Annotated in this window: 26 protein-coding genes; 3 read left to right on the plus strand and 23 right to left on the minus strand. The window is 65.1% G+C overall.

The window, feature by feature from the left end:
- Position 1: 1 nt before the first annotated feature.
- The 6 genes from VGN62_RS08275 to VGN62_RS08300 all read right to left on the minus strand — a co-directional run bounded on the left by VGN62_RS08275 (position 2) and on the right by VGN62_RS08300 (position 5,663).
- Entirely contained in the window at positions 2 to 502 is a 501-nt protein-coding gene (locus tag VGN62_RS08275; protein ID WP_067185451.1) for a flavin reductase family protein, read from the minus strand.
- Positions 503 to 513: 11 nt separating this feature from the next.
- Positions 514 to 1,284, minus strand: a complete 771-nt coding sequence (locus tag VGN62_RS08280; RefSeq protein ID WP_067185452.1) for an enoyl-CoA hydratase/isomerase family protein — start codon at positions 1,282 to 1,284, stop codon at positions 514 to 516.
- A 1-nt stretch (position 1,285) separates the two neighbouring features.
- Complete coding sequence (locus tag VGN62_RS08285) at positions 1,286 to 2,146, minus strand: enoyl-CoA hydratase-related protein (protein ID WP_327452641.1); 861 nt, start codon at positions 2,144 to 2,146, stop codon at positions 1,286 to 1,288.
- Positions 2,143 to 2,604, minus strand: coding sequence for a nuclear transport factor 2 family protein (locus VGN62_RS08290; protein WP_067185456.1), 462 nt, complete (start codon positions 2,602 to 2,604; stop codon positions 2,143 to 2,145). Before VGN62_RS08290 ends, VGN62_RS08285 begins: the two co-directional genes overlap by 4 nt.
- Before the next feature lie 66 nt (positions 2,605 to 2,670).
- Positions 2,671 to 5,028, minus strand: a complete 2,358-nt coding sequence (locus VGN62_RS08295; RefSeq protein ID WP_234180786.1) for a TonB-dependent receptor — start codon at positions 5,026 to 5,028, stop codon at positions 2,671 to 2,673.
- A gap of 122 nt (positions 5,029 to 5,150) precedes the next feature.
- Positions 5,151 to 5,663, minus strand: coding sequence for a nuclear transport factor 2 family protein (locus VGN62_RS08300; protein WP_234180784.1), 513 nt, complete (start codon positions 5,661 to 5,663; stop codon positions 5,151 to 5,153).
- Positions 5,664 to 5,765: 102 nt separating this feature from the next.
- Between VGN62_RS08300 and VGN62_RS08305 the strand changes: the two genes are divergently transcribed.
- Positions 5,766 to 6,413: a carboxymuconolactone decarboxylase family protein gene (locus VGN62_RS08305; RefSeq protein WP_067185460.1), complete on the plus strand. Its 648-nt coding sequence runs from the start codon at positions 5,766 to 5,768 to the stop codon at positions 6,411 to 6,413.
- Here the strand turns inward: VGN62_RS08305 and VGN62_RS08310 are convergent, their stop codons facing one another.
- The 5 genes from VGN62_RS08310 to VGN62_RS08330 are packed head-to-tail and all read right to left on the minus strand — an operon-like array spanning position 6,414 to position 11,923.
- Positions 6,414 to 7,241, minus strand: coding sequence for an SDR family NAD(P)-dependent oxidoreductase (locus tag VGN62_RS08310; protein ID WP_327452649.1), 828 nt, complete (start codon positions 7,239 to 7,241; stop codon positions 6,414 to 6,416).
- A complete protein-coding gene (locus VGN62_RS08315) occupies positions 7,226 to 8,473 on the minus strand; it encodes a cytochrome P450 (protein ID WP_067185461.1) in 1,248 nt (415 codons plus the stop codon). The genes VGN62_RS08310 and VGN62_RS08315 overlap by 16 nt, the downstream gene beginning before the upstream one ends.
- 15 nt (positions 8,474 to 8,488) lie before the next feature.
- Positions 8,489 to 9,574 carry a zinc-binding dehydrogenase gene (locus VGN62_RS08320; protein ID WP_067185463.1) on the minus strand — a complete coding sequence of 362 codons (1,086 nt, stop codon included), beginning with the start codon at positions 9,572 to 9,574 and terminating at the stop codon, positions 8,489 to 8,491.
- Between the two features lie 53 nt (positions 9,575 to 9,627).
- Complete coding sequence (locus tag VGN62_RS08325) at positions 9,628 to 10,728, minus strand: LLM class flavin-dependent oxidoreductase (protein WP_234180780.1); 1,101 nt, start codon at positions 10,726 to 10,728, stop codon at positions 9,628 to 9,630.
- 40 nt (positions 10,729 to 10,768) lie between these two features.
- Positions 10,769 to 11,923, minus strand: a complete 1,155-nt coding sequence (locus tag VGN62_RS08330; protein ID WP_067185465.1) for an LLM class flavin-dependent oxidoreductase — start codon at positions 11,921 to 11,923, stop codon at positions 10,769 to 10,771.
- Positions 11,924 to 12,093: 170 nt separating this feature from the next.
- Between VGN62_RS08330 and VGN62_RS08335 the strand changes: the two genes are divergently transcribed.
- Entirely contained in the window at positions 12,094 to 13,722 is a 1,629-nt protein-coding gene (locus tag VGN62_RS08335; RefSeq protein ID WP_067185467.1) for a class I adenylate-forming enzyme family protein, read from the plus strand.
- 15 nt (positions 13,723 to 13,737) lie between these two features.
- Here the strand turns inward: VGN62_RS08335 and VGN62_RS08340 are convergent, their stop codons facing one another.
- The 12 genes from VGN62_RS08340 to VGN62_RS08395 all read right to left on the minus strand — a co-directional run bounded on the left by VGN62_RS08340 (position 13,738) and on the right by VGN62_RS08395 (position 24,750).
- The gene (locus VGN62_RS08340; RefSeq protein WP_067185469.1) at positions 13,738 to 14,400 is read right to left on the minus strand and encodes a TetR/AcrR family transcriptional regulator; all 663 of its coding nucleotides are present in this window, start codon (positions 14,398 to 14,400) and stop codon (positions 13,738 to 13,740) included.
- Between the two features lie 292 nt (positions 14,401 to 14,692).
- Positions 14,693 to 15,862 (minus strand): CaiB/BaiF CoA transferase family protein, encoded by a 1,170-nt coding sequence (locus VGN62_RS08345; RefSeq protein WP_067185471.1) that lies wholly within the window; start codon positions 15,860 to 15,862, stop codon positions 14,693 to 14,695.
- A complete protein-coding gene (locus VGN62_RS08350) occupies positions 15,859 to 16,170 on the minus strand; it encodes a metal-sulfur cluster assembly factor (RefSeq protein ID WP_067185473.1) in 312 nt (103 codons plus the stop codon). The genes VGN62_RS08345 and VGN62_RS08350 overlap by 4 nt, the downstream gene beginning before the upstream one ends.
- On the minus strand, positions 16,167 to 17,228 hold the full coding sequence (locus tag VGN62_RS08355; protein WP_067185474.1) for an amidohydrolase family protein: 1,062 nt from the start codon (positions 17,226 to 17,228) through the stop codon (positions 16,167 to 16,169). The genes VGN62_RS08350 and VGN62_RS08355 overlap by 4 nt, the downstream gene beginning before the upstream one ends.
- A 3-nt stretch (positions 17,229 to 17,231) precedes the next feature.
- On the minus strand, positions 17,232 to 18,032 hold the full coding sequence (locus VGN62_RS08360; protein WP_067185476.1) for an enoyl-CoA hydratase/isomerase family protein: 801 nt from the start codon (positions 18,030 to 18,032) through the stop codon (positions 17,232 to 17,234).
- 11 nt (positions 18,033 to 18,043) lie between these two features.
- Complete coding sequence (locus VGN62_RS08365) at positions 18,044 to 19,213, minus strand: thiolase family protein (RefSeq protein ID WP_327452658.1); 1,170 nt, start codon at positions 19,211 to 19,213, stop codon at positions 18,044 to 18,046.
- Positions 19,210 to 20,796, minus strand: coding sequence for a class I adenylate-forming enzyme family protein (locus VGN62_RS08370; RefSeq protein WP_067187137.1), 1,587 nt, complete (start codon positions 20,794 to 20,796; stop codon positions 19,210 to 19,212). The genes VGN62_RS08365 and VGN62_RS08370 overlap by 4 nt, the downstream gene beginning before the upstream one ends.
- On the minus strand, positions 20,793 to 21,197 hold the full coding sequence (locus tag VGN62_RS08375) for a Zn-ribbon domain-containing OB-fold protein (protein ID WP_067185479.1): 405 nt from the start codon (positions 21,195 to 21,197) through the stop codon (positions 20,793 to 20,795). The genes VGN62_RS08370 and VGN62_RS08375 overlap by 4 nt, the downstream gene beginning before the upstream one ends.
- A 2-nt stretch (positions 21,198 to 21,199) precedes the next feature.
- On the minus strand, positions 21,200 to 22,426 hold the full coding sequence (locus VGN62_RS08380; protein WP_067185480.1) for a thiolase family protein: 1,227 nt from the start codon (positions 22,424 to 22,426) through the stop codon (positions 21,200 to 21,202).
- Positions 22,427 to 22,430: 4 nt separating this feature from the next.
- Entirely contained in the window at positions 22,431 to 22,904 is a 474-nt protein-coding gene (locus VGN62_RS08385) for a MaoC/PaaZ C-terminal domain-containing protein (protein WP_067185482.1), read from the minus strand.
- A gap of 71 nt (positions 22,905 to 22,975) precedes the next feature.
- Entirely contained in the window at positions 22,976 to 23,605 is a 630-nt protein-coding gene (locus tag VGN62_RS08390; protein ID WP_327452666.1) for a TetR/AcrR family transcriptional regulator, read from the minus strand.
- Positions 23,605 to 24,750 (minus strand): acyl-CoA dehydrogenase family protein, encoded by a 1,146-nt coding sequence (locus tag VGN62_RS08395; protein WP_327452668.1) that lies wholly within the window; start codon positions 24,748 to 24,750, stop codon positions 23,605 to 23,607. The genes VGN62_RS08390 and VGN62_RS08395 overlap by 1 nt, the downstream gene beginning before the upstream one ends.
- Positions 24,751 to 24,851: 101 nt before the next feature.
- Here VGN62_RS08395 and VGN62_RS08400 point away from each other — a divergent pair, with 101 nt between their 5' ends.
- Positions 24,852 to 26,546: a class I adenylate-forming enzyme family protein gene (locus VGN62_RS08400; RefSeq protein ID WP_067185487.1), complete on the plus strand. Its 1,695-nt coding sequence runs from the start codon at positions 24,852 to 24,854 to the stop codon at positions 26,544 to 26,546.
- The last annotated feature ends 27 nt before the right edge of the window (positions 26,547 to 26,573 follow it).

Below are 26,573 nucleotides of genomic sequence, written 5' to 3' on the forward strand. Positions count from 1 at the left end.
GTCATGCCTGGGTTTCGATACAGGCTGCAAGGTCATGATAGCCTCCGCGGAAAAAGAGCAACGGGGTGCCGGTGTCGCGCATCTCGAGCGCCTGCACGGCGCCGACAACAAGAAGATGGTCGCCGATCTCGGTCACCGACGCAATCGAGCATTCGATCCAGGCGAGCACATCGTCGAGAAGCGGCAGGCCGGCGGGCGTGGTGCCGCAATCGATCCCGGCGAACTTGTCCTCGCCCTTGGCGGCGAAGCGGCTCGAATGATGCTTCTGGTCGGCAGCGAGGATGTTGGCGCAGAAATGCCCGGTCGCTTCGATCTGGGGCCAGCTCGTCGACTTCTTGTCCGGAAAGAAGCCGACGAGCGGCGGATCGAGCGAGATCGAGGTAAAGCTGCCGACCACCATCGCGTGCCGTGCGCCGTCGTGCGTCGCTGTGACGACGCAGACGCCGGTCGGATAGCATCCAAGAACATTGCGAAAGTGGCGGGGATCGATCGGCGTGGTCATGGCTCAGTCCCTCAGCGCCCCGTCCAGACGGGCTTGCGCCGCTCGGCGCCGGCCACCTCGCCCTCGCGCTTGTCGGCCGTCGATGCATATTGCTCGATCGACTCGAAGCGGCTCATCAGCGCGACCTCGAGCGGATGCCCCAACCTCGCATTCGCGGCTTCCTTCGCGGCCTGGTTCGCGAGCGGCGATGCCGCCGTGACCTTTTCGGCCCATTTCTGCGCGGTGTCGGCGAGATCGGCGAAGGCGACGACTTCGTTCACGAGGCCGTAGCGTTCGGCGACGTCGGCCTTGATGCGGTCGCCGGTGAGGATCATCGCCATGCCGATGCGGTAAGGCAGCTGGCGCACGGCGCGGTGGACGACGCCGCACTCGCCGATGATGCCGACCTTTGTTTCGGGAAGTCCGAACTGCGCTGTATCGGCAGCGACAATGATATCGGCGCACATGGCAAGCTCGAAACCGCCGCCGACGCAGAAGCCCTGCACGGCGGCCACGAGCGGCTTCTTCAGCGTCACCATCGGACCGCCGATGCCGGTCAAGCCGCCGGCGAGCGCCATGCGCGACTTGCGTTCGGCACCGCCCGAGACATCCGCCCCGATGCAAAAGCCCTTCTCGCCTTCGGCCGAAAGGATCGCGCACCAGATGTTGGGATCCTCGTTGATCGCGGTCCATGCCTCGAACAGGAGGTCGTCCATTTCGGGGGTGATCGCGTTGAGCCCCTGCGGACGATTGAGCCGTACATGGGCGATATTGCCCGTTACCGAATATTCGACATCAGCCATCTTATTCCCCGTTTTCTTTTCTGATCGGTTTGAGCGGCGTCGTCGGCTCGCGCCGGTATTCCGCAATAAGGTCTTTCATCCCGATCTCGGCTGCGCGCGCCTTCACCGCCTTCACGGCGTCGGCCTGATGGAGCAGCGCATCCATGTCCGCGACATGGGCGGCTGCCTGGCCAAAGCCCTGCGCCTCGGCGGCGCGGTTGATCGAGAGTTTCTTGATGCGCAGCACCTCGGGCGGCGTCAGCGCGATCCGGTCGGCCAGCCCTTCGACCGAGGCGACAAGATCCTCGGCGGGAACCGCATGATTGGCCCAGCCCCATTCGACCGCGGTGCGCCCGTCGATCGAATTGCCCGGAACGAAGGACAATTCCTTCGCCCGCTTCGGGCCGACCAAGGTCGACCAGATGGGCGCGAGATAGCCGCCGCCGATCGGGATTGCGGGCTCGCCGATGCGGGCATCCTCCGCCACCACGGTGATGTCCGCAAAGACGCACATTTGCGTCGCGCCCGCGATACAATAGCCATGGACCGCAGCGATCACCGGCTTGGGATGATCCCAGATGGCGATCCACCGGTCGAGATTGCGCTGGAGCCGGTCGCGATCTGCAATCGGGTCGAGGCTGGTGGCGCCGCCGAGCTTGCCGACCTGATCGAGGTCGAAGCCCGCGCAGAAGCCCTTGCCTTCGGCGCGAATGCCGATCACGGGGCCGCCATTGTCCTTGAGATATTCGAGCGCTTCGGAAAACTCCTCCAACATCGCCGCCGACAGCGCATTGGCGCGGTCAGGGCGATTGAGAACGATCCAGCTGATACTGCCGGCGTGATCGATCCGGATTTCGGTGAATCGATCGGTCGGCGATGTCACGCAACGCGCTCCGTCGGGTTCGCCGTCTTCACATGATAGTCGGTGCCCATCGTCGTCTTGAGGACGCGAACCTTGAACTTCCAGACGCCGTCCTCTTTCACGACCACGTCATGATATTGGCCGTAAAGGATGCCGTCGGGGCGGTCCTTGGCGTAGCGGTGGATGGCGAGCACGACCGCGCGGACGGTGGCTTCGGTATCGCTGACAAAATCGACGCAGATGTTCGAGACATGGTGACTGGTCGCCTTGAAGAAGGTGCCGATTCCATCGAGCGTCTTCTTATAGGCTTCAATCCCCGTCGCGCCAAAATTCGGCGCATAGTCGACGACGCAGTCGTCGGTGAACATCTCGGCCATCTTGTCCGGCATGTTCATGTCGAGATAATAGGCATAGTCGAACAGGATGCGTTCGATCGCCTGCGTCTCGACAAGGCGGCTCAATGTCTGTTCATTATTCACTAGCGGTCTTCCTACAGGTCTAAAAATGCCGGAGGGAACCGCAGCCCCCTCCGAGTTTGCCCAATTTTACCGGTATTTGAACGACAGGGTGGCGCCATAGGTCGCCGGCCGGCCCGCGTAGCGTGCGACGGTGTCGTAGTAGCTCGCGACGTTCGTCCAATAATATTCGTTGCCGACATTCTTGCCCCAGATCGAGAACTGCCAGCGGTCGTCCTGGCTCTTCACGCCTGCGCGAAGGTCGAGCAGTGTATAGTCGCCGATCTCGTAGCCCGGCGCGTTGCCGATGATCGCGGTCGTGCTGCTGCGATGAGTGAGATCGGCGCCGACGAAGGCCGCCATGCTGCTCGAGACCGGGAATTCATAGTTGAAGCCCGCGCCCACCGAATATTTCGGCGAGTAAGGGAAAGGCGCTCCCGAGAAGTCGTCGAACACGCCGGCGCCGCTGAAGCCCTGGAACTCCTTGATCTTCGAGTCGACGTAAACGAGGTTCGCATAGACGTTGAGCCCGTCGGTCGGCTGCGCGTTGAGTTCGACTTCGAAGCCCTTCACGTCCGAGGTCGGGATGTTCACGAGCGCATCGAGGACGCCGAACACGGGATCGAGAAGCTTCGAGCGGAGCTGCTTGTTCTTATAGTCGTAATAGAAGGCCGCAGCGTTCGCCTGGAGGCTGCCGTCGAGCAGGGTCGCCTTGACGCCGAGCTCGTAGGACAGGAGCGATTCCTGCTTCACGCCGGTAAGCTGCGCGGTGGTAGCGGCCGCCGACGACGGGAAGCTGCCCGCCTTGTAGCCCTTGGTGACGTTGGCGTAGAGCAAGGTGTCGCGGTTGGGTTTCCAGTCGAGACCCGCTTTGAATGAGATATTGTCCTCGTTGAGCGTGCCGGCGAACTCGCCCGGCAGATAGGTCGGCGCCGCGCCGTTGATCCCCGTCACATCGATCGTCAGACACTGATCGGAGTCGAAGGTCATGCCCGACGGCGGCAATCCGTTCTGCGCGCGGAGCAGGTCGCTGATGCCGGTGAAGATCACGCCATGCGGCTGGCCGGCAAGGCTGAAGAAGCAGGACGTCGCGCTGCGCTCGGATTTGGTGTAGCGAATGCCCGCTTTCGCGGTGATCTGACCGAAGTCGATTTCGCCGTTTGCAAAGCCGGCGTAATTCTTGATCGTCTGCTGGCTCTGATAGCCCGAACGGGTAATGCCGAGCGCCGCGGCGACCGTCGAGTCCGGATAGGTCAGGATGTAATAATCGTCGCCCTTGTCGCGCGAATAGTTGCCGCCAATGACCCAGCGGAAGTCCGAGCTGCCCGAGTTGGCGAGACGCAGTTCCTGCGAGAAGGTGCGGACCTTGCCGGTGAACTCGGCGACGTCGAAATCCTGCAGCGTCACGCCGTCGCCGTCATAGGGCATGTCCTGATTATAATGGACATAGGAGGTCAGCGAGGTGAGCGTGACATTGTCGAAAATGTCGAGATCGATGCGGCCGACGGCCTGCCAGAACTTGTTGTTCGAGCTCGGGTTGATCGACTCGGTGAAGTCGGCCGCGCGCGGACGCTCGGGTGCCTTCGGGTAATTTTCGACCGCGGTCGGCACGCCCGGGATGTTCGGACGATAGAGGATATATTGCACGGCCTGCGGATCGCTCTTGTCGACCCAGCCATTGACGTTGAGCTGAACGCGCAGCGTTTCGGTCGGGTTGATGTCGACGAGCAGGCGCGCGGCATAGGTCTCGGTCTTGCCGGTCGTCGCGTCGTTCGTATAACCCTTCTGCCAGTCGCCCGAATGGATCGCCTTACCCGAAAGGCGAACGCCGATCTTGTCGGACAGCGGGCCGCTCACATAGGCTTCACCCTGGATCGTGTCGAAGCGGCCGTAGCTGATGCTGCCGCCGGCCTCGAAGCTGTCGGTCGGCTTGGCGGCGATATAGTTGATCGCACCGCCGGTCGCATTATTGCCGAACAAGGTGCCCTGCGGACCCTTCAGCACTTCGACACGCTCGAGGTCATAGGCCAGATTGTTGGTGAGCACCGGGAAGGCGAGCGGCGCTTCGTCGAGATAGACCGACACCGCGGGATAGGCGGCAAGCGTCGTTTCGTAGAAGCCGACGCCGCGCAGCGTATAGACCGGCGTGTTCGAGCCGCTGTTGGTGTAGGAGAGGCCCGGGACGGCATTGGCGAGATCGGCGAGGCTGTTGATCTGGCGGTCTTCGATCATCGAACCGCTGATCGCCTGCACCGTGACGCCGACGTCGTTGATGTTCTGCTCGCGCTTCTGCGCGGTCACGACGATCGCATTGTCGTCATAGCTCGTTTCTTCGGTGGGCGGGGGCGGCGTCGTCTGGGCGACGGCCGGGCTAGCCGCAGCGATGGCCATCAGCACGGCTCCGCTGCCAAGCAGCGTGGACCGGAAGCGCATTTTCTCCTGGGTCATCATGTCTCTCCTCCCAATATGCCGGCCGTGCTCTTCGGCGCGTCGGCGGTTCATTCTATATCAACAACTACGTTGACGATTTAGGCGCACGAAAGCGGGTCGTTGGTATTAAGCTCCGAAAATCAGGTCAGTTTACGTGGCAGATCCGATGGAGCGGGCTCGGCGCCCGGCCAACGAACATTGAGCGGCGTCGACAGCGAGCTGCCCGCCTGGTCCCAGGTGCCGACATGGATCGCGCGCATTTCGCGGCTCTCGATCTGCCAGCGATCGTCTATGCGGCGGTAGGCGTCGATATAGCGCACCGCGGCATAGACCGTGTCGTCTCCCATCCCGAGTTCGAGATGCGCGGCGATGAGGCCGGTGGCCCGGTCGTCGCCCTGGAATTCGATCTGGACATAATTGGGGGTGTGAACGGTCTGCTTCATGCCGGCACGGGCCGCGCGCAGAAATTCGATCACCTTGTCGCGGCCCGAACCACCGTCGAACCCCGACGCCACGAAGCGCGCGTCGGGTGCGAAGCAGGCGGCCATGGTGTCGTAGTCATCGTCGTCGGTCGCACGGAAATAGGCAATCACCAGGTCGTGCAATTCCGCACGATCCTCGAGCTTCCTGATCCGTTCTTCCAGCGTCGCCAAGACGACCCCCTCCATCTATTGTTATGGACTCTAGATAGCCGCTTGGAAGCGCCAGTCAACACTAAAGTTGACAGCTTTCGACGAAGCGTTAGGGTGCCTCGCATGACGAACCTCGAAGACCTGGAAGCCTTGGCTGTCGTAGCGTTAAATGGCGCTGCCGACGGCGCGCCGCTCGACGAACTTTCCACCGCGCTGATCCAGCTTGGATGCTGCGTTTCGGTCTGTTCGCTCGACCGCGCCGCGATCGATCAGAGCATCGAAAAGGCCTTCGCCGCCGGTGCCACATTCGAGCAGGTGCAGGAGGTGATCGCGCTCATTTCGGGACTCGGCGTGCACAGCCTGATGGTGAGTTCGGTCCCCGTTCTCGAGGCCGCGCGCCGGCACGGGCGAATCGAGACGACGATGGATGCCGAGCGCGTCGCCCTGTGGGATCGCTACGTCGGCGACGATCCGTTCTGGAAGGGGTTCGAGGCCGAGGTGCCGGGCTTCCTGCAATCGATGCTCATTCTCTCGCCCGACATTTTCGAGGGCTTCTTCACCTATTGCGCGATCCCGTGGAAGAGCGGCAAGGTCCGTGCCGTCACCAAGGAATTGATCGCGATGGCGAGCGACGCGACGCCCTCGCATCGCTTCGTCCCCGGCTTCAAGGTGCATCTGCGCAATGCGATCGCGCTCGGTGCGAGCAAGACGATGGTGCGCGAGACTTTGAGGATCGCTGCCCGGACCCCCAAGCACAGCGGCACGCCCTGATCAGGCAGCCTGTCCGCGCCAGGCGAGCGCGCCGCCGTCGATGAGATAGGCGGCGCCGGTGATGAAGGACGCATCGTCGCTCGCAAGAAACACCGCGAGTTTCGCGACTTCCTCGGGCTCGCCGAGCCGCGGCAGCAGATGCGCGCCGCGCAGGCTCGCCTCGACCGCGGCGCCATCGTCGGCGGCATCGATATAATTCTGGAGCATCGGGGTACGGATCGCGCCCGGGCAATAGCAGTTCACGCGGATGCCATATTTCGCAAGGTCGGTGGCGCTCGCCTTGGTGAGCATCGCGACCCCGCCCTTCGACGCGCAATAGGCGCCCGCCATCGGATAAGAGACGAGCGCGCCGGTCGAGGCGACATTCACGCTCGCGGGTGCTTTCGATCCCTTCAGATAGGGCACCGCAAATTTGGTGCAGAGCCAGACCGCCTTGAGATTGATGTCGTGGACCATGTCCCACACCGCCTCGTCGAGATCCTCGATCGAGGTTTCCGAGGTCAGGTCGGTTTCGTGAACGGCGGCATTGGCGTGGACGACATCGATGCCGCCGAAGGTCGCGGCCGCCTGATCCATCAGCGCCTGGATCGACGCCGAATTGCGCAGGTCCACCGCGATGAATTTCGCGGTGCCGCCCTCGGCCTCGATCATCGCGACGGTCTCGTTGCCGCTATGGGCATTGATGTCGGCGACGACGACCTTCGCGCCCTCGCGCGCCATGGCGATCGCCGAGGCGCGGCCCATGCCCTGCCCGCTGCCGGTGACGACGCAGACGCGGCCCGCGAGCCGCGGCCCCATGCCACCGCCGGCGGTCAACGCACCGGCCATTCGAGCGGCACATTCTCGACCGCAGCGACGATGCCCGAGTGATAGACGGGGTTGGCGCCATCCTTGAGCTTGAAGTCGGGGATGCGCTTGATCCATTCCTGGAGCGTCACCGTCGCCTCGAGGCGCGCAAGATGCAGACCCGCGCAGCGGTGCGGACCGCCGCCGAAGGTCGAATGCTGCGGCGCGCGGCGATCCCAGTCGAGTTCCCAGGGATTGCTGTTGTCGGCCTCGTCGAGCCCGTGCAGCGCGGTGGGCAGCAGGATCATGTCGCCGCGCTTCAGTTCGACGCCGCGATAGACCTGGTCGACCGCGACCATGCGCGCTTCGGACACGACGGGGAAGCGGCGGAACAGTTCCTCGACGCCGCGGCGCAGCTTCAGATCGTCGTCCCTGATCTCGGCGACCTTCTCGGGGTGGCGCGCGAGATAGATCATGAAGAAGCTCAGGAAATTGACCACCGTATCGAGGCCGCCGAGCAGCAACAGCGAGATCAGGCCGAGCGCCTTTTCATGCTCGATCGGTTCGCCGTCGATCGTGCCATTGACCATGATCGAGATGAGGTCGTCGCCGGTCCCGCCGGTGCGGGCGCGGATGATCGGCTCGACATAGGCGAAGAAGCCATTGTTGCCGGCCTCGAGCGTCGCCGCCATCTCCTCGGGGGTGTTGCCGGCGGGGCGGGTCATGTCGACCGCGAACTTCGAGAGCTTGGGCACGTCGGACATCGGCAGGTCGGCGAGCGTCATGAAGACGACGACGGGGAAGATATTGGCATAGTCGCGCGCGAAGTCGCATTCGCCCTTGGCGACGAGCGGCTCGATCAGCTTGATCGCCGCTTCGCGCACCTGCTCCTCGACGTTGCGGATTTTCGCAAGCTTGAGGCCGGAATCGAGGAGCTTGCGGTACGGGGTGTGCTCGGGCGGATCCATCCGCGTCGGCACCATCTGATATTTCTCGCCCGCTTCCTTGGGGAGGAAGATGACCTCGCTCGAAAAGAGCGGCGGATTTTCATAGACTTCCTTGACGATATGACCGCGCGTCGCGATCCAGTGTCCGCCCGTCAGCGGGGTCCAGACGAGCTCGGGCATGTCGGGGGTCTGGAGTGCCTTCCAGGCTTCATGATAGCCCTCTTCGATGCCGTCGAGCGCATACATGTCGATCTCGCGCACGAGTTCGGCGGGGATATGGTCGGGCCGCGGGGCGCGAACGCGGTCGTCCTGGATACTCGAAGCCATTGATACTCTCCTGGTTCAGCTCTTTTCGGGGTCGATGATCGCCTTGATCACCTCCCCGGCCTTGGTCGCCTCGAGCGCCGCCACCGCTCCTTCGATCCCGAAACGGTGGGTCACGAGATCGGCGAGCGGCACATCGTTCTGCAGGCGCGCCGCGAGGTGGAGCGCCTGGTGATAATGTTTGGGCTTGGGGAAGGTCGCCCCGGCGATGGTGAGATTCTTCGTCGTCAGATCGCGCGGGCTGATCGGCTGCTCGCCGATCGCGCCCCAGAGACCGAGAATGATATAGCGACCATGATTGCCCGCGAGCGAAACGCCTTCGGGAAAAGCGGGCAGCACGCCTGCCGCCTCGACGACGACATTCGGCCCGTTCGCACCGCAGAGCTCGTAGATCTGGCGGCGGCGTTCCTCGGGGCTCGATTTCAGCGACACCGTCGCCGTCGCGCCGAGCGACTTCGCGACCGCGAGGCGGCTGTCATGCATGTCGATCGCAATGACCTCGCGCGCGCCCATTTGCGCGGCGACGAGGATCGCGGCGAGCCCGACGGGCCCCGCGCCCTGCACCACGACGGTCTCGCCGAGACGCACCGGGCCGCAGCGATCGAAGCCGCGCAGCGCGGTCGGAAGGGCGCAGCCGAGCGAGATCACCGCCTCGACCGAAGCCCCTTCGGGAAGCTTGAAGAAGGCAAGGCCGTTGGGGAGCCAGGCGTAGTCGGCATAGCTTCCCCAATTGGGCTTTTCGGCATGCTCGAAGAATTGCGAATTCTCGCACGGCGTCTCGTCGAGCACGGTGCAGCTGTGGCAGCGGTGGCAGAGCGCGATCGGCGCCCAATAGACGAGGTCGCCGACCTTCACCGTTTCGCCGGCATAATCGGTCGACACGCCGGGCCCGAGCTTCTCGACGCGCCCGACGCCTTCATGGCCGAGGATGATCGGAAAGGGCATCACCCCTGCCCCGCCGTCGGCGATATGGACATCGCTTCCGCAGACGCCGCCGGCGACGATGCGCACGAGCGCCCCGCCGGCCTCGGGATCGACGATCGGGACCTCCCAGGTCTCGATCCGGTTCGGCTCGACCAATACGCAGGCTTTGCCTGTGCTCATCTTATCTCTCCCGGCGCCGTGGAGCGGAGGGGCGCCTGCCCCCGGAGACGGGCTCAGATCGACATGCGCACTTTCGGGCAAACCTCGGTGGCCAGGCGGCGGATCGACTCTTCCCAGGGCTTGGGATCGTCGAGGCTGTCATGCTGGTTGGCCACGATCTGGCCCCAGCCGCCGCATTTGTCGGCGAGGATTTCAAGCTTCTCGATCACCGTTTCGGGCGAGCCGCAGAGCACGACATGCTCGGCGAGGAAATCCTCGTCGATATTGTCGGGAGTGATGTCGACGCCGCTATCCTCGATGATGCCGTTGAACAGGCCGAACTTGACGTAGATTTCCTTCAGATATTCCTTCCACGTCCGCATCATGCCGCTCTTGAGGAAGAGCCGTTTCGCCTCGGCATCGGTATCGGCGATGAACACGTCGCGGCAGACGCGGAAGCGCTTGCGGTCGGGGGTGAAGCCATTGGCCTCCATCGCGCGGGCCCAGGTGTCCCAATGCGCCTTCATCTGCGGCGTGCCGCCGAAGAAGGAAATCGGGCTGTAGTTGCGCGAGCCTGCGAACTCCATCGACTTGCTGTTCATCGACAGCGCGGTCACCGCGATCTCGAGATTGTCGCGCCCGCCATAGGGATTGTTGTCGGCGATGATCACGTCATATTCGGGCATGGTGTCGGGGCCCGGGAAACCGGCCTGGAACCATTCGCCCTTCTCCTTGAAGGGCTTTTGTTCCCACACGCGCTCCATCAGGCGCAGCGCCTCGAGCTGGCGCGGCGGCAGCGGGCCGATACCGTCGAAGCCGTGGAGAATGGCGTCGGTGTGGTGGCCGCCCGGCGCGACGCCGAGGAAGTAGCGGCCTTCCATCACCTGGCTGAGCCAGCCGATGCGGATCGCGAGGGTCGCCGGGTCGTGATAGGGGAGGAGATGCGCCATCGGCGCGAAGCGGATATTCTTGGTCGTCTGCGCGCAGGCCGCGATCACCGCCTCGGGCATCGGGATATTCTCCCAGCCGAGCGTATAATGTTCGCCGATCATGAAATCGGCATAGCCTGCTTCGTCGGCAATCCGCGCGATATCGAGCGCCCAGTCGAACACCTGGCGCGGCGTCCGGCTCGGCGGATTGTAGGGGGTCATGAAGATCCCGCACTGCATCGACATTCTCTCTCTCCTCAAATTCTGTTTTTTGCTTGTGCGGCGATCAGGTCCAGGTGCCGTCGGCGTCCTTGGTCGAGAAGCGCGGCGCGACCTTGGCGATAAACTGCTCAAGCTCTTCCTGGTTCGCCTCGGGTTCGAGATGGCCCTGGCCGAACATCAGGAACAGTTCGTCGAAGCCGAGCTTGTCATGCGCCTTGCCGATCTTGTCGGCAATCTCGTCGGCGGTGCCGATGAGGACGTTGGGCGGGCGCTGGCCGAGCGGAATGAACCATTCGTCCCAGAACCACATATGCTCGGCCATGAGCTCGGCGGCGCGGTCCTTGCTGTCGGTGAGCATCAGGAAGCCGCCCCATGCCGAGGCCTGGGTGTTGGTGACCTCGCGGCCGACCTTCGCGGCCGAGGCGATGTAGCGGTTGTTCAGCATTTCGCAGAATTCGATATTGTCCGAGAGGACGATCAGCTTGCCGCCTTCCTCGGCCCAGAAGTCGATCGTGCGGCCCGAGGCGGCGAAGCCGCCGTAGATCGGGGGGTGCGGATCCTGGTAGCAGCGCGGCGCGATGCCGATCTGGCGAACGATGCCATTCTCGTCCTGGCCCTTGCCATATTTGGCGTAGGCGGGGTGGCCGCCCGAGCCGCCCTCCGGCGGGAACTGCCAATTTTCGCCCTTGTGGTCGAACACATCGTTCGTCCAGGCCTTCTTCACGACGCGCACGCCCTCCTCGAAGAGCGAACGGTTGCGGGCGTCCTGCTGGTCGCGCGCCTTCACATTGTCGGGGGTGGTGGCGCCGACGCCTTCCTTGATGCCATAGGCATCGACCCAGCGCGCATGATAGCCGCGCGTGAAGCCGCAATAGAGGCGGCCCTGGAGCATATGGTCGAGAGTCGCGATTTCCTCGGCGACGCGGACCGGATTGTGGGTGGTCATGGTGTAACCCATGATCCCCGCCTTCAGGCGCTTCGAGTGCTGGCCGACGAACTGGCTGAACATGCCCGGATGGTTGTTCGCCTCGAAGCCCTCGATCTGCAGGTGATGCTCGGGCTGGCAATAGCCATAATAGCCGAGCTCGTCGGCGAGCTTCACATAGCCGCGCACCTCTTCGAGAAAGCGCTGATACAGCTCGGGACGCTGGCCCGCCATGCCCTGTTCGATCTCCTTGCGACGACCGACCACGCCTGTTTGCATCAGGTGAAACTTCATCTTCCGGCTCCTCCGCCCAATCAATTCTTGTTTATCAACACATGCGTTGATAGATAGGGGGCACCCCCCTTGTCAATGACCATTTGTAGGCGGCAAGGTGGGCGACACAAAAGACCGGGAAACAACGCGCAGGCGCGAAGGCGACCCCCGCGCACAGGAGAGGATGACGAATGACGGCGTTCACGCAATGGACCGAAGTGGCACCGATTGCCGACTTGCTGATTCGCGGCGCGGCCCGCCATCCCGATCGCAAGGTGATCGCCTTCCCCGACGCATCGCTCACCTATGGCGAGCTGCTCGGCCGCGCGGCCGACGTCGCTCGCGGGCTCGCGGGACTCGGGATCACGCCGCGCTCGCATGTCGGTCTCCTTTGCAACAATGGCCCCGAGATGGTCGCGGGCTTCTTCGGCATCCTGCTCGCCAATTGTGTCGCTGTGCCGCTCAATGCGCGCCACAAGGCGCATGAGCTGCAATATATTATCGCCAACGCCGATCTCTGCGCGATCCTGACGGCCGCGGCGGACACCAGCTATCTCGATTTCCGCGAGGTGCTGGCCACCGCCCTCCCCTCGGTCGGCGCGGCGGCCGATGCGCAGGCGCTCCATCTCGAAGAAGCGCCGCTGCTCCGCCACCTCATCCTCCTGTCGGGCGACAAGCAGGCGGGCTTCCTCGGCGCCGCCGATCTCGCGGCCGCCGCTGAGCCGGTGAGCGAGGCCGAGATCGACCATCGCCGCCGCTCGACGCGGATCTGCGACAATGCGGTGATCATCTATACCTCGGGCACCACCGCCAATCCCAAGGGCTGCATGCTCTCGCACGAGTCGATGACCCGGGGTCCGGTGTTCCGTGCCCAGAACCGCTTCCGCTCGGCCGACCATGAAGTGACATGGGGCGGCGGCCCGCTCTTCCACATCGGATCGCTGGCGCCCTTCATCGGCTCGGTCGGCTGCGCCGGCACCTATATCACCGACGTCTTCTTCGATCCCGGCCGCGCGCTGAAGCTGATGGAACGCGAAGGCGTCACCGCGGCCTGGCCGTGGTTCCCGGCGATCCTGCAGCCACTCTTCGACCATCCCGAGTTCGATCCCGCGAAGCTCGACAAATTGCGCTCGGTGCTGCTGATCGGCCCCGAGAGCCTCGTCGAGCGGGCGATGACCTTGCTGCCGCAGACCGAGTTCATGCAGGCGTGCGGGATGACCGAGACCGCTGGCATCTTCGCGCTGATGGATGAAGGCGAGTCGCGTTTCAATCGCGCCAACTGCCAGGGCAAGGCGGTCCCCGGCGTCGAGGTCCGGATCGTCGATCCCGAGACGGGCGAAGATCTCCCGCCCGATTCGGTCGGCGAGATTCTGGTGCGCGGCTATTGCGTGATGTCGGGCTATTATCGCGACCCGGTGAAGACCGCCGAGGCGCTCGACGAGGATGGCTGGCTCCACACCGGCGATCTCTACAAAAGGTGCGGCGAAGGCCGGCTGACGTTCAACGGCCGCGCCAAGGATATGCTCAAAGTGGGCGGCGAGAATGTCGCGGCGATCGAGGTCGAGGCCTATCTCGCAAGCCATCCCGCGGTGCGGATCGCCGAGGTGGTGGGTAAACCCGACCCGCGCCTCGACGAGGTGCCGGTGGCCTTCGTCGAATTGCGCCCCGGCATGACCGCCGGTGCCGACGAGCTGATCGACTTCTGCAAGGGCAAGATCGCGAGCTACAAGGTACCGCGCGCGGTCTATTTCATGACCGCCGAGGAGTGGCCGATGTCGGCGACGAAGGTCAACAAGCGGGCGCTGCGCGAGCGGCTCTGATCAGGACAGGCGGGCTCAGGCCTTTTTCGCGTCGAGCCCGCCGAAGAAAATCTTGCAGAAGCTGTCGGCGATTTCCTCGGCCGAGTGCGGCCCGCCCGGCTGATACCAGCGGTGGGTCCAGTTGAGCATTCCGAAGATCGCGTTCGCCGCGATCGACACGGCGATGTCGTCGCGCAGCTCGCCCTTCTTCATCAGCTCCGAAATGAGACTCAGCACGATCCGCTCATAGGTCCGCGTCTGGGTGATGATCTGCTGCGCCCAGTCGCTCTTCTCGCTCGCGATGCGCTCCATCTCTTCCTGGATGTAGACATACATGTGCGGATAATAACGGTCGTAGGCGAGCATCAGCTGGATGATCACGGCGCGCAGCCGGTCCTTGGCATCGCGGCTGAGGTCCGCAGCGATGCGTTCGCATTCGGCGATATTGGCGTCGACGCTGAGGCGGACGCACTCGCGGAACAACTCCTCCTTGCTGCCGAAATAATAATAGACCGTCGCGCGGTCCATGCCGGCCTTGTGGCCGATCTCGGCGAGGGTGGTGGCGCGAAAGCCATTGGCCTTGAACTGGCGGCCCGCGATCTCGACCAGTTCCTCGCGCTTCGCCATATAGTCGCTATTGCCGTCGACGAGAGCCGACTTGCGGCGACGCGAGATATTACTCGCTGGTGCTTTTGTCATAAGTCTTGCCTAGCTGAACGCCCACAGCCGATCCAAACAGCTTGGGCGGACGTTCGTCAACTGGAACTAGGCTGGTCCGACACCGGTTGCCGTCGCAGCGCGGTGCCGGGCAAGCCGGCGAATATGACAGCGATCGACTTCCTCTCGACCGGGCGCGACAAGTGCGGTAAAGGGTCGCCTCGCGCTGTCCTCACCCGATCATGCGGCGGGGAATATGACTTGTCAACGATAACGTTGACTGGCCCGCGCGGCCGCCCCGCCACCACTCCCAAGCTGCCTCCGCACGGACTGTCTACCCGGCTGCGGGCCAGTCCTTCGCCGCGCCGAGCGCCGCGCGGATCGCATCGCTGTGCGCGCCGAGCGCCGGCGGCGCAGCGCGCACGCCCGCGCCGGCGCGGTCGATCGGGAGCCGGAGCTGGCTGAGCGGCGCCGTACCGGTCTCGCCGGGGAGATCGACGAATAGCCCCCGTTCGCTCACCTCGGGAAGCGCGATCGCCTCGCCGACGCTGTTGACCCGCCCGCACGAGATGCCGGCCTCGCCCAATATGTCGAGCCATTCGGCGACGCTCCGCCCGGCAATGCGCGCCGCGATCAGCGCATCGAGGTCGGTGCGGTTGGCAATGCGGTCGGGGATGGTCGCAAAGCGCGCTTCCTCGCCGAGCGGCGGCAGGCCGAGCGCGGCGCACAGCCGCGGGAACTGCGGCTCGCTCGCCGTCGCGATCATCAGCTCGCCGTCTGAAGCGCGAAAGACGCCATAGGGCGCGGCGCTGGGCGCGCCGGAGCCCAGCTTCTCGGGCTCGTTCCCGGTCGCAAGATAACCGAGCAGCTGGTGGTTCATGAGGTTGAAGGCGGTGTCGATCAGCGCCGGGCGGACATGCTCGCCGCCGCCGCCCGCGGCGCGGCGCGCGAGCGCCGCCATCATGCCCATTGCCGCCCACATGCCGGTCCCGAGGTCGAGCACCGAGGGCGCAATGCGCACCGTCGGATCGCCCGCGCTCCCGGTGAAGCTCATGAGCCCGCTGACCGCCTGGACGAGCGCATCATAGCCGGGCATCCGGCTGCCCACCGGCCCGTCGCCGAAGGCCGATACCGAGCAGAGGATGATGTCGGGATTGCGGCTGCGGAACGCCTCATAGGTGAAGCCGAGCTTCTCGCCGACGCCGGGCGGAAAGCTCTCGACGACGACATCGGCGTTCGCGGCAAGATCGAGCAGCAGCGCCCGGTCGGCGGGATCGCGAAGGTCGAGGAGCAGGCTGCGCTTGTTGCGGTTGACCGCGAGGAAGACCGTCGCGGTGCCGTCATGCGTCGGCGGCAGGCCGCGCGTATCGTCGCCCGCGGGGGACCGCTCGACCTTGATCACGTCGGCGCCCATGTCGCCGAGGATCATCGCCGAGAAGGGCCCGGCGATGTTGGTCGCAAGGTCGAGGACACGAAGCCCCTTGTAGGTCTCGTCGAACCTCATGAGGCGCGCCGCTGCACACGGTCGTCGGTCCAGAGCTTGTCGAGCACCTGGCGAACCTCGACCCCCGTCACCCCGTCGAGCGGGGTCAGCGCATCGGCGATGAAGCGCGTCATCGACATATAATGGACGCAGCCCGTGTCGGTCAGGCAGAGCGCGACCGAGACCTTGCCGTCGGCCGAAATCGTGACATCGTCGATCAGGCCCATTTCGACGATGGTCATCGGGCTCTGCATCGAGATGCTGCACGGCTCGGGTATCTCGCCGAGCCGCGCCATGATGTCGCGCAGGAGATGGCCATGGTCGCTCATTCGCGCAGCAGACTCCAGGGCTGCGGTACGCCTTCGGCGCGGATCGCAGAAAATTCGTCGGCTGCGATGCGCGGCAGCAGCGCGTCGACATCGAAATCGTGCAGCTTCGCCGAATTGAGCCCCATGATATTGTCGCGGTCTTGCTGCGTCAGCTGGCGGATGCCGAACTCGGCGACATGCTCGGGCGCGAATTCGAAGCCGCGAAAGGCCTCGATCAGCGGCAGCGGATGCGCGAGATTGTTGCCGCTCGCGAAGAGCAGGCGCTCGGAGCCGACCTCGGTGATGAGGCGGCCGAGGATCTTGGCGAACACGCGCGGCTTCACGAGGATGTAGGAGAAAACCGTCTCGAGCGTCAGATAGAGATTGGGGTGGCGCTGGAGCAGCGCGATCGTCTCGTCGAGGAAGGCGGCGCCGCCATGCACCATCTCGAAACGGATGTCGGGGAAGCGCGACAGCGGCGAGGCGAAATCGTCGATGCCGAACGCCTCGCGCGGCGCGGGTTCGAGCCACAGCGCCTTGTGGACCGCGACGCGGTTGATCCCCGCCTTTTGGATATATTCGAGAAAGGGCGTCGCCCAATCCTCGCCGTCGAGCCGCCAGCCCTGGCCGATATTGTCGTAGAAGAAGGCGGGATAGAGCTTGACCCCGTCGATGCCATATTCGTCGATCTGGCGCCTGATCTCGTCGATCGCGCTCGCAACGATCGGCGTGCCGACGGTCCCGTACATCTTGACCCGGTCGGGATAGGCATTGCGAAAGGCGACGCATTTCTCGGGCAAGGTGATCGGGCCGAGCCCGAAGCCGAGGTTGGGGAGCGAGTGCAGCACCGCAAAATCGACCGGGCTCTCGGCGAATTCGGCGCGCCCGATCACGTCGAAGCTCAGGTCGCGATAAAATTCGTCGGGCTGCAGGACGAAATGGCTGTTCGCCTCGTCGAACGACAATTTGTGCGACGCATAGACCGCCTCGACCTGCGGCATCGCCGCCGGGTTCTGGTTCTCGGGCGACATGTTCCAGGGATGCACGACGGCATCGATGATAAGCTGGCCGTCAAGCACCGGTCATTTGTCCTGATTGTAGCGCGGCGCGCGCTTCTCGATCGCGGCGGCGACCCCTTCGCGCAGATCGTCGCTGTAGGTCAGCGCCGCGACCCCCCAGAAGCTCGCGTTCATCGATCCCTGCAGATCCATGTGCCAGCTCTGGCGCAGCTGCTGCTTGGTGGCCTCGAGCGCGAGGCGCGGCCGCTCGGCAATCCGCGCGGCGAGCGCGACCGCCTCGGCGACGAGCGCCTCGGGTTCGACCACCCGGTTGACGAGCCCGACCGCGAGCGCCCGCTCGGCGTCGAAGATATCGCCGGTGAGCGCCATCTCGGCCGCCATGCCGCTGCCGACGAGCCTGGGGAGGAAATAGGTGCCGCCATTGCCCGGATTGAGCCCGAGCTTGATATAGGTTTCGCCAAGCTTGGCGTGGGTCGAAGCCAGGCGGATGTCGCAGGCGAGCGCGAGGTCGAGCCCGCCCGCGGTGGCGCCGCCGTTGATCGCTGCGACCACCGGCAGCCGGCTCGACACGAGGCGCTGGGTCACCGGCCAGAGCACGCGGGCATTATAGGGTTCCTGCGCGGCGTGATGCTGTTCGGCGAGATATTTCTGGAACTCGACGAGATCGGCGCCGGCGCAGAACTGCTTGCCCGCCCCCGTCACGACGAGAACGCGTACCGAGAAATCGGCCTCGAGCTCGTCGAGCGCGTGCATGAGGTCGGCCGCCATTTCGGGGACCACCCCATTGCCGCGGTCGGGCCGGTTGAGGGTGATCAGCGCCACCCCGTCGGCGGGCCGCTCGAGCTTGATCGTGTCATAGTCCATGAAGCGTCTTCCTAATCCAGCCGCTCGAGGATGGTGACTATCGCCAGCGCATAGGCGCCGTCCAGCCACCCGCCGCCATTGACCGCCATCGCGATACGCGCATTTTCAACCTGGCGCGCCCCGGCCTCGCCGCGCAGCTGGGTCACGATCTCGTGCAGCTGGGCGCAGCCGGTCGCGCCGAGCGGATGTCCGCGGCTGAGGAGCCCGCCGCTGACATTGACGGGGTGGGCGCCGCCGAGCGCGGTCGCGCCGCTGCGCAGCAGCTCGAAGCCCTGCCCTTCGCCGCACAGCCCGATTTCCTGATATTGGAGCAGTTCGGCGGGCGCCGCGGCATCGTGCAGCTCGATCACATCGCAATCCGCCGCCCCGAAGCCTGCCGCCTCGAACGCGCCTTGCGCCGAGTCGAAAACCGGCCGCCCTTTCGCACCGGACGCGTTGCGGCACGCGCGTACCGCGACGAGCGGGATGCCGCGCCGACGCGCTTCCTCTTCCGAACAGACGATGATCGCCGCGGCGCCGTCGGTGACCGGCGAGCACATGGCGAGGGTGAGCGGCGGCACGATCATGCGGCCGCCGAGCACCTCCTCGACCGTCTGCGGGGTGCGCAGAAAAGCGAGCGGGTTGAGCGCGGCATGGTCGCGGTTCTTCACCGCAACGCGCGCGAAGTCGGCGGGCTCGGCGCCATAGGTGTCGAGATAGGAGCGCGCGACCTCGGCATAATAGTCCATGAGGATCGAGTTGGCGCTCATCGAGCCGGGTTCGACCTCGCCGATATCCTCGATATCGGTCGAGCCGCGCAGCGCGTTGAAGGCGCGGCTGCGGTCGGGATGGCTCATCTGCTCGGCGCCGACCGCAAGCGCGCAGTCGATCGAGCCGCTCGCGACCGCCTCGATCGCGAGCAGGAAGGCCGAGCCGCCCGAGGCACAGGCATTTTCCACATTGATGAGCGGCAGAGCGCCGAGCGGATGGTTGCGGAAAGCGACCTGCCCCCGGATCATCACCTGCTGGGTCACCGTGCCGGCGATCGCATTGCCATAATAGACGCGCTCGACGCTGTCGGTGTCCATGCCCGCCGAGCGCAGCGCGAGATCGGCCGCTTCGAGCGACATGTCGCGAACGCCGCGGCCCGTCTGCTTGCCGAACTGGGTCATGCCGACCCCGGCGATGATGACGCGCCTCAACGGCCGCCCGCCTGCGCCGCGGCACCGCCGCCGATCCGGCCGCTATGCCCCTGCCAATATTGGTCGCGCACTTCGCGCCGCAGGATCTTGCCATAACCGCTCACCGGCAGCGCATCGACGAAATCGACCGCCTTCGGCTTCTTGTAGCCCGCCATATGTTCGCCGCAAAAGTCGATGATCTCCTTCGCCGTGATCGTCTCGCCCTCCTTGGGGACGACGACGGCATGGACCGCCTCGCCCCAATAATCGTCGGGGATGCCGAACACGACGCAGTTCGCGACCTTGGGGTGGAGGATGATGACTTCCTCGACCTCGCGCGGATAGACATTGTTGCCGCCCGAGATGACCATGTCCTTCGCGCGGTCGAGCAGGAAGAGATAGCCTTGCTCGTCGAAATAGCCGATGTCGCCGGTGTGGAGCCAGCCGCCGCGCAGCGCCTCGGCGCTCGCCTCGGGATTGGCCCAATAGCCCGGCATCACGACGTCGCCGCGCGCGACCACTTCGCCCGCTTCGCCCGGCGGCAGCGGATTGTCATTCTGGTCGACGCAATGCGCCTCGACGTCGGTCCGCACCTGCCCCGCCGATCCGATGCGCGGATCGTCGGCGGCGAGCAGCCGCGCATGCGCCGCGGCGCTGAGGCCGGTGATGGTGATGGGCGCCTCGCCCTGCCCGTAGAGCTGGACGAAGACCGGCCCGAAGGTCGCCATCGCCTGCTTCAGCTGCTCGACATAGATGGGCGCGCCGCCGTAGCAGATCGCGCTCAGCGAGGAGATATCGTAGCGCCCGGGCACATAATCCTCGAGCAGCTTCACGATCTGGGTCGGCGCCATGAAGGCGATATGCGAGACCTTGAGGCGCTCGACCGTCGCCAGCAAAGCGTCGACGTCGAAGCTCGCGCTGTCGCTGATCGCGTTGACCGCGCCGCGCGCGACCGTCGGCAGCGCGACGATCCCGCTGCCGTGCGACATCGGCGCGCAGTGCAGCACCATCTCGCCGGGCTGGATATTATGGAGGTCGGCGAGATAATTCATGATCACGGTGCGGACCATGCGGTGGTTCCACATCGCGCCCTTGGGCTTGCCGGTCGTGCCCGAGGTATAGAAGAGCCAGCAGAGATCCTCGGGCGCCGCCTCGACCGCCGCGCCGAGCGCATTCGCCTCGTCGAGCAGGATCGAATAGGGTTCCGCGCTGCCGGCCGCATCGGGGCTGATCCGCCGCACGCCCGCGAAGAGCGCGGCATTCGCCGCGATCCCCTCTTCATATTCGCCGCCATGGATCAGGATCCGCGCGCCGCTATTCTCGACGATATAGGCCATCTCGCGCGGGTGGAGCCGCGCGTTCACCGGCACCACGACGAGGCCGGCGGCGAAGCAGCCGAAGATGACCTCCATGATGCGCGGCGAATTGGCGAGGCAGAAGGCGACCCGGTCGCCCGGCTTGCAGCCGAGCGCGACGAGGTTGCCGCCGACCGCGAGCGCACGCTTGTGGAAGTCGCGGTAGCTGATCCGCTCGTCGCCATGGATCAGCGCGAGGCCGTCGCCCTGCTGGCGCGCCGACTTCTCCAGGAAGGCGAAGCTGTTCATGACCCGGCGCGGCGGAAGGTCGCGCAAGGGCGCCGCGCGATGTGCGCCGCATCCTTGGCGACGAACTCGACCCGGTCGTCGCACTGATAGGAGGACCAGTCCTCGGGGGCGTCGGGCTCGAGGCGGACCGCGATCTGGACGCCCTCGTCGAGCTTCACCACGCCGATCGCATAGGGAAGATCTTCCTCATGGCCTTCGGGCGCACCCTGGCGCAGTACGCAGAAGCTGTGGAGCGTGCCGGCGCCGCCGCTCGCCGCCCAGCCGAGATTCTCGGACTGGCAGTGCGGGCAGGCGTAGCGCGGCCACATATTGGGTTTGCCGCAATCGCCGCATTGCTGGATCAGGAGCTCGCCCTTGGCGAGGCCGTCGCGAAATTCGGTTACGATGACAGGAAGGGTCATGATCAGGCTCCGAGGCTGGTGCGTTCGAGCAGGAGAATCTGGGCGTCCATATAGCTGCCGCCCGAGCCGCCGATGATGGCGCGCTGGCAGCCGTCGACCTGGCGCTTGTCGGGGGCGCGGTGGAGGAGCTGGCGGATGCCCTCGACGAGCAGCGCGGTGCCGCCGCCGACCCCGGTGTGGCCCGCCGAAAGCAGGCCGCCGTTGGTGTTCATCGGGAGCTTGCCGCCCGGATCGCCATGGCCGGCAGCGAACCAGCGGGCGCCCTCGCCCTTCTCGCAAATGCCCATACCCTCGATCGCGATCGCGGTGACCGCGGCATAGCTGTCGTAGATCTGCGCGATATCGGCGTCGCCCGGGCCCCAGCCCGATTGCGCCCAGGCGCGTTCGGCGGCGAGCGGCCAGCCGAGGACCGCCTGATCGGGCTCCTGGCTGAGGCAATAATGGCTGACGCAGCCGCCCGAGCCCGCGACGCGGACCGCATGGCCGATGCCGCGCTTCTTCGCATTTTCGGTGCTGGTGACCACGAAGGCGCAGGCGCCATCGGCCATCGGCGGGCATTCATAGCTGTGCAGCGGGTCGGCGACCATGCGCGAGGCGAGGATCTGCTCGACCGTCAGCGGCTTGGTGTAGAACATCGCATTTTCGTTGAGATTGGCCCAATTGCGCAAGGTCACGCAGATCGAGGCCATTTCGGCGGCGGTGCTACCCGAGGCGTGCATGTAGCGCCGCGTGATCATCGCGCCGATCGCGTTGAACTGGATGCCGGTCGGCAGCTCCCATTCGCCGGGGATGCCGTTCTTCGAGAGCATCGTGATCATCTCGTTGAGATCGGCCGAGCCCCAGCGTTCGCACTGGAGGACGAGCACATTCTGCGCATGGCCCGCGGTGATCAGCCCGTGCGCCGCGCGCACCGCATTGTCGCTCGTCGAGCCGCCCGAATGGACCATGTAGCTCGCCTTGCAGCTGCCATGGATGCCGAGCTCCTCGACCATGCGCGAGAAGACGAGATCGGCCTGGTCGGCTGCCGAGTGCAGGTTCGGGATGAGGATGATCGTGTCGATGTCGCGCGGCACCATAGCGGCATCCTTGAGCGCGAGCAGCGCGACCTTGGTCAGCGCCTGGATGAACCCGCGCTCGGGAAATTTCCCGGTCGGGATCTCGCCGACGCCCACGAACACGGGGTCGTTGGCATCGCCCGCCGCCACATGCATTTTCCAGTTTTCCGCCATATCCTCAGCCCTCGCTTGGCCGGCGCTTCGCCAGCATCGTTTGCAAAAATGTCAGCACTTCCTCGCCGTCCTGGTTGCGGACCGAATAGGTCACGCCGAGCGTGCCATATTTGGGTCCGGTCGCCTCGTGACGGCTGACCGTCGCGAGGACGTGAAGCGTGTCGCCCGCGAACACGGGCTTGGTGGCCTTGAGGCCGGTGATCTCGACCAGCGCGGCGATCGCGTCGCCATAGAAGCCGCTCAGCCCGACGAGTCCGACCGCGAGCGAAAAGGTCAGCGGGCCGTGCGCGATGCGCTTGCCGAACCGGCTCGTCGCCATGAAGGCCTCGTCGGTGTGGAGCTGATAATGATCGCCGGTGAGCCCCGCATAATTGGTGATGTCGCCGATATCGACCGTGCGGCCGCGCGTCGTCATCGAGTCGCCGGGCTCGAAGTCTTCGAAGAATTTGGGTTCCGGATCGATAAAATGTCGTGCCATGTTCACTTCCAAACAATCATTTGTTTTAGCTATGCCAGCGCCTCGCGGCTGTCAATCCCGCGCGGTCGATTTCAGGGGTCGGCGAGGATTCCGCCAAGCAGGGTATCGGCCATCAGCTCGCCGACCTCGGCGGGCGAGAGCCGGCCGTCCGGCGAGAACCACTCGGGAGTCCAGTTGAGCGCGCCGAGCATGGTGAGCACGACGACGCGCCGGTTGAAATCGGCGCGCAAGCGTCCCTCGCGAACCCCCTCCTCGACGACCTTCACGAACATGCGCTCATATTCACGCCGCTGCTCGACCGCGCCCGGCAGATTGTCGGGACCAAGGAAGCGCCACTGGTGGAAGACGACGAGCGAGCGCTCGGGATTGTCGGCGACGACCTCGAGATGTGCGACGATCATGCGGCGCAGCCGCGCGACGGGATCGCCCTCGCCATTGGCGTGCGGCTCGACCGCGGCGAGGAAGCGGCGGATGCCGTCGGCGACGATCGCGACGAGCAACGCATCCTTGCTGTCGATATGCGCATAGAGGCTGCCCGGCAGCACGCCGACGGCGTTGCCGATGTCGCGCATCGAGGTGCCGGTGAAGCCCTGCTTGCCGAAAAGATGCATCGCGGCATTGAGGATCGAGCCGCGCGGCCCCGCGCCGTCGCCGCCGGCCGCTTCCGCGATCGCTGCGCCTGCGGGGCCGTCGCTCGCCATCAGCGGCCGAGCCCCATCGACTTGGCGACGATGCTACGGAGGATCTCGTTGGTGCCGCCGCCGACCATGCCATGCTTCGCCTCGCGGAAGTAGCGCTCCATGTCATATTCGGGGAGCTGCGCATAACCGCCGAGCGCCTGCATGCCGTTGGTCGCGATCTCGAACAGGGTCTGCGACGAGATGAGCTTCGCCTGCGCGACGAGCGCTGAGGATTTTTCGCCGCGCGCCATCGAAGAGGCCGCCGCATAGACGAGATAGAAGGCCGCCGAGAGGCGCGCGCGATCTTCGGCCATGCGATGTTTCAGCACCTGGAATTCGGCGAGCTTCTTGCCGAAGGCCGAGCGTTCGGAGAGATATTTCACCGTGTCGTCGAGTGCGGTCTGGGCATTGCCGATCTGCGAGGCGGCGATCGAGAGGCGTTCGAAATCGAGATGCTCGCCGATATATTGCCAGCCCTTGTTGACCTCGCCGAGCAGCGCGTCCTTGGGCAGGCGCAAATTGTCCATGAAGAGCGAGGTGGTGCCGAGCGAGCGGCGCACGAGCGTGTCCATCTTCTGGACTTCAAGCCCCGGCGTGTCGTTCGGCACGAGCAGCACGCTGAAATCATAGCGCCCCTCGCCGGTGCGCAGCATCATCGCGATGCAGCTGTTCGGATGATGCGCGCCCGAGCACCAGACCTTGTTGCCGTTCACGACCCATTCGTCGCCTTCGAGGCGCGCGGTCGAGCGCGCGCCCGCGGCGTCGGAGCCCGACTGCGGCTCGCTGATCGAGATGCAGAATTTGGCCTCGCCGCGCAGGAAGGGCTCGAGATAGCGCTGGCGCTGCGCCTCGGTGCCATGTTTCGAGACATTGGTGGCGGTGAACATCGAGGTCATGATGCAGGCCGCGGTGTCGAGGCTGTCCTTGCCGATCGCCTCGCAGAAGATCGCGAACATGACGGGATCGCGGTCCATCCCGAGTCCACCATGCTCTTCGGGGATCAGGAGCCCGAGCCAGCCCTGCGCCGCCATCTCGCGATAGAGGGCTTCCGGGAACTCGCGATTCTGGTCATGATAGCGCAGTTTTTCGCGCGGAAATTCGCGATCCATGAAGCTGAAGACGACATCGCGCCACATCCGCTGCTCGTCGTTGAATGAATAGTCCATGCCGCCTCTCCTCGAACCAAAATCGCTCGCAACCGCTAAAGCCATTGCCATTAAACAAACGTTTGTTAAGATGATTCGAAGCAACGGTCAATGATAAGAGGATGACGAAGGTGAAACTTGCCGAAGAGCGCCGCACCGCGCTTGCCGCGCGCTTCCCGCGCTGGGAGCCGCTGACGCTGAGTGCACTGGCCGATCGGGTCACGGCCGAATATCCCGACCGCCCGCTGATCGTCACGGGCGACCGCGAGCTGACCTATTCCGACGTCCAGGCACGGAGCCGCCAGCTGGCGTCGGGGCTGATCGCGGCGGGCCTCGCGCCCGGCGAGCATGTGGCGCTGATCATGGCGAACTATCCCGAATATGCGGTGGCGAAGCTCGCGATCGCGCGCGCCGGTGCCGTCTGCATTCCCGTCAACTTCCTGCTGAGGGGCCGCGAGCTCGCTTATGTCCTCGGTCAGTCGGAGGCGGCGATGCTGATCACGATGGATAGCTTTCGCGGACATGATTATCTTGCCGACCTCGCCGCGATGGCAAGCGACCTTCCCCGCCTTCGCGAAACCTTCGCTTTCGAGACCGGGGCGGCCGGCGACGCAGCGGGGCTCGAACAACTCGCCGCGCGCGCAACAGCCGGCAGCGATGCCGAACGCGCGCGGCGCGAAGCCGCGTCCGACGGCCACGCATTGTCGGACATCATCTACACGTCGGGGACGACGGGCCGATCGAAGGGGGTCATGCTGACGCACGACATGATCCTGCGCGCCGCCTATTCGTCGGCACTCACCCGTTCGTTCGAGGACCGCCGGCGGATCCAGTTCGCGATGCCGATGTATCATGTGTTCGGCTATGTCGAATGCTTCGTCGCCGCGATGATCGTCGCGGGCTCCTTTGTTCCGCATGTGCTGTTCGACCCCGACGAGATGCTCGACTGGGCCGAACGCCTGCAGAGCAACGACATCGTCAGCGTGCCGATGATGACCCACCGCCTGCTCGACAGGGCGCGCGTGCGCGGCTTTCACGCACCGGCGCTGCGCGCCTATTTCAACAGCGGCGGGGTCAATGTCCCGACCGTCTGGAACGATATCCATGATGTGTTCGGCGTCCGCGAGATCCATACCGGCTACGGAATGACCGAGACCACCGCCTCCGCGGTCTGCACCCATACCGAAGATGACGAGAGCTGGTTCCTGCGTTCGAACGGCCGCATCAAGCTCGCGGGCGTCGCCGGCGATCCGGTACTCGGAGGCCGCATCGCCGAATATCGGGCGGTCGACCCGCAGACGGGCGAGGCGATGCCGGACGGGGAAAGCGGCGAACTCCAGGTCCGCGGTCCGGTTGTCACGCGCGGATATTTCAACAAGCCCGAAGAGACCGCCGAGGCGTTCACCGCGGACGGCTGGCTGCGCACCGGCGACATCGGCCATCTCACCGAGGGCGGCTGGCTCACGCTCACCGGGCGGATCAAGGAAAGCTACCGCTGCGGCGGCGAAATGGTCATGCCGCGCGAGATCGAGGAGCTGTTCGACAATCATCCGGGGATCGCGCAGGCCCTCGTCGTCGGAGTCCCCGATGCCAAGATGGGCGAAGTCGGCTGCCTTTGCCTCGTGCCCGAAAGCGCCGCACGCCTCGAAACAGAGACGCTGATCCGGTTTTGCGCCGAGCGGCTCGCGCGCTTCAAGGTTCCAAAGCATGTCCTGTGGCTCGCGGCAGAGGAGATCCCGATGACGGTCACCGGGCGCCCGCAGAAATTCCTGCTCGCCAAGATCGCCGCCGACCGCGTGAAGGAGACGGCGGGCTGACCGGGCCGCCGCCTCCCTCCGGCCGGG

This window comes from Sphingopyxis sp., from assembly GCF_035998905.1.
In the GTDB taxonomy this organism is placed as follows: Bacteria; Pseudomonadota; Alphaproteobacteria; order Sphingomonadales; family Sphingomonadaceae; genus Sphingopyxis.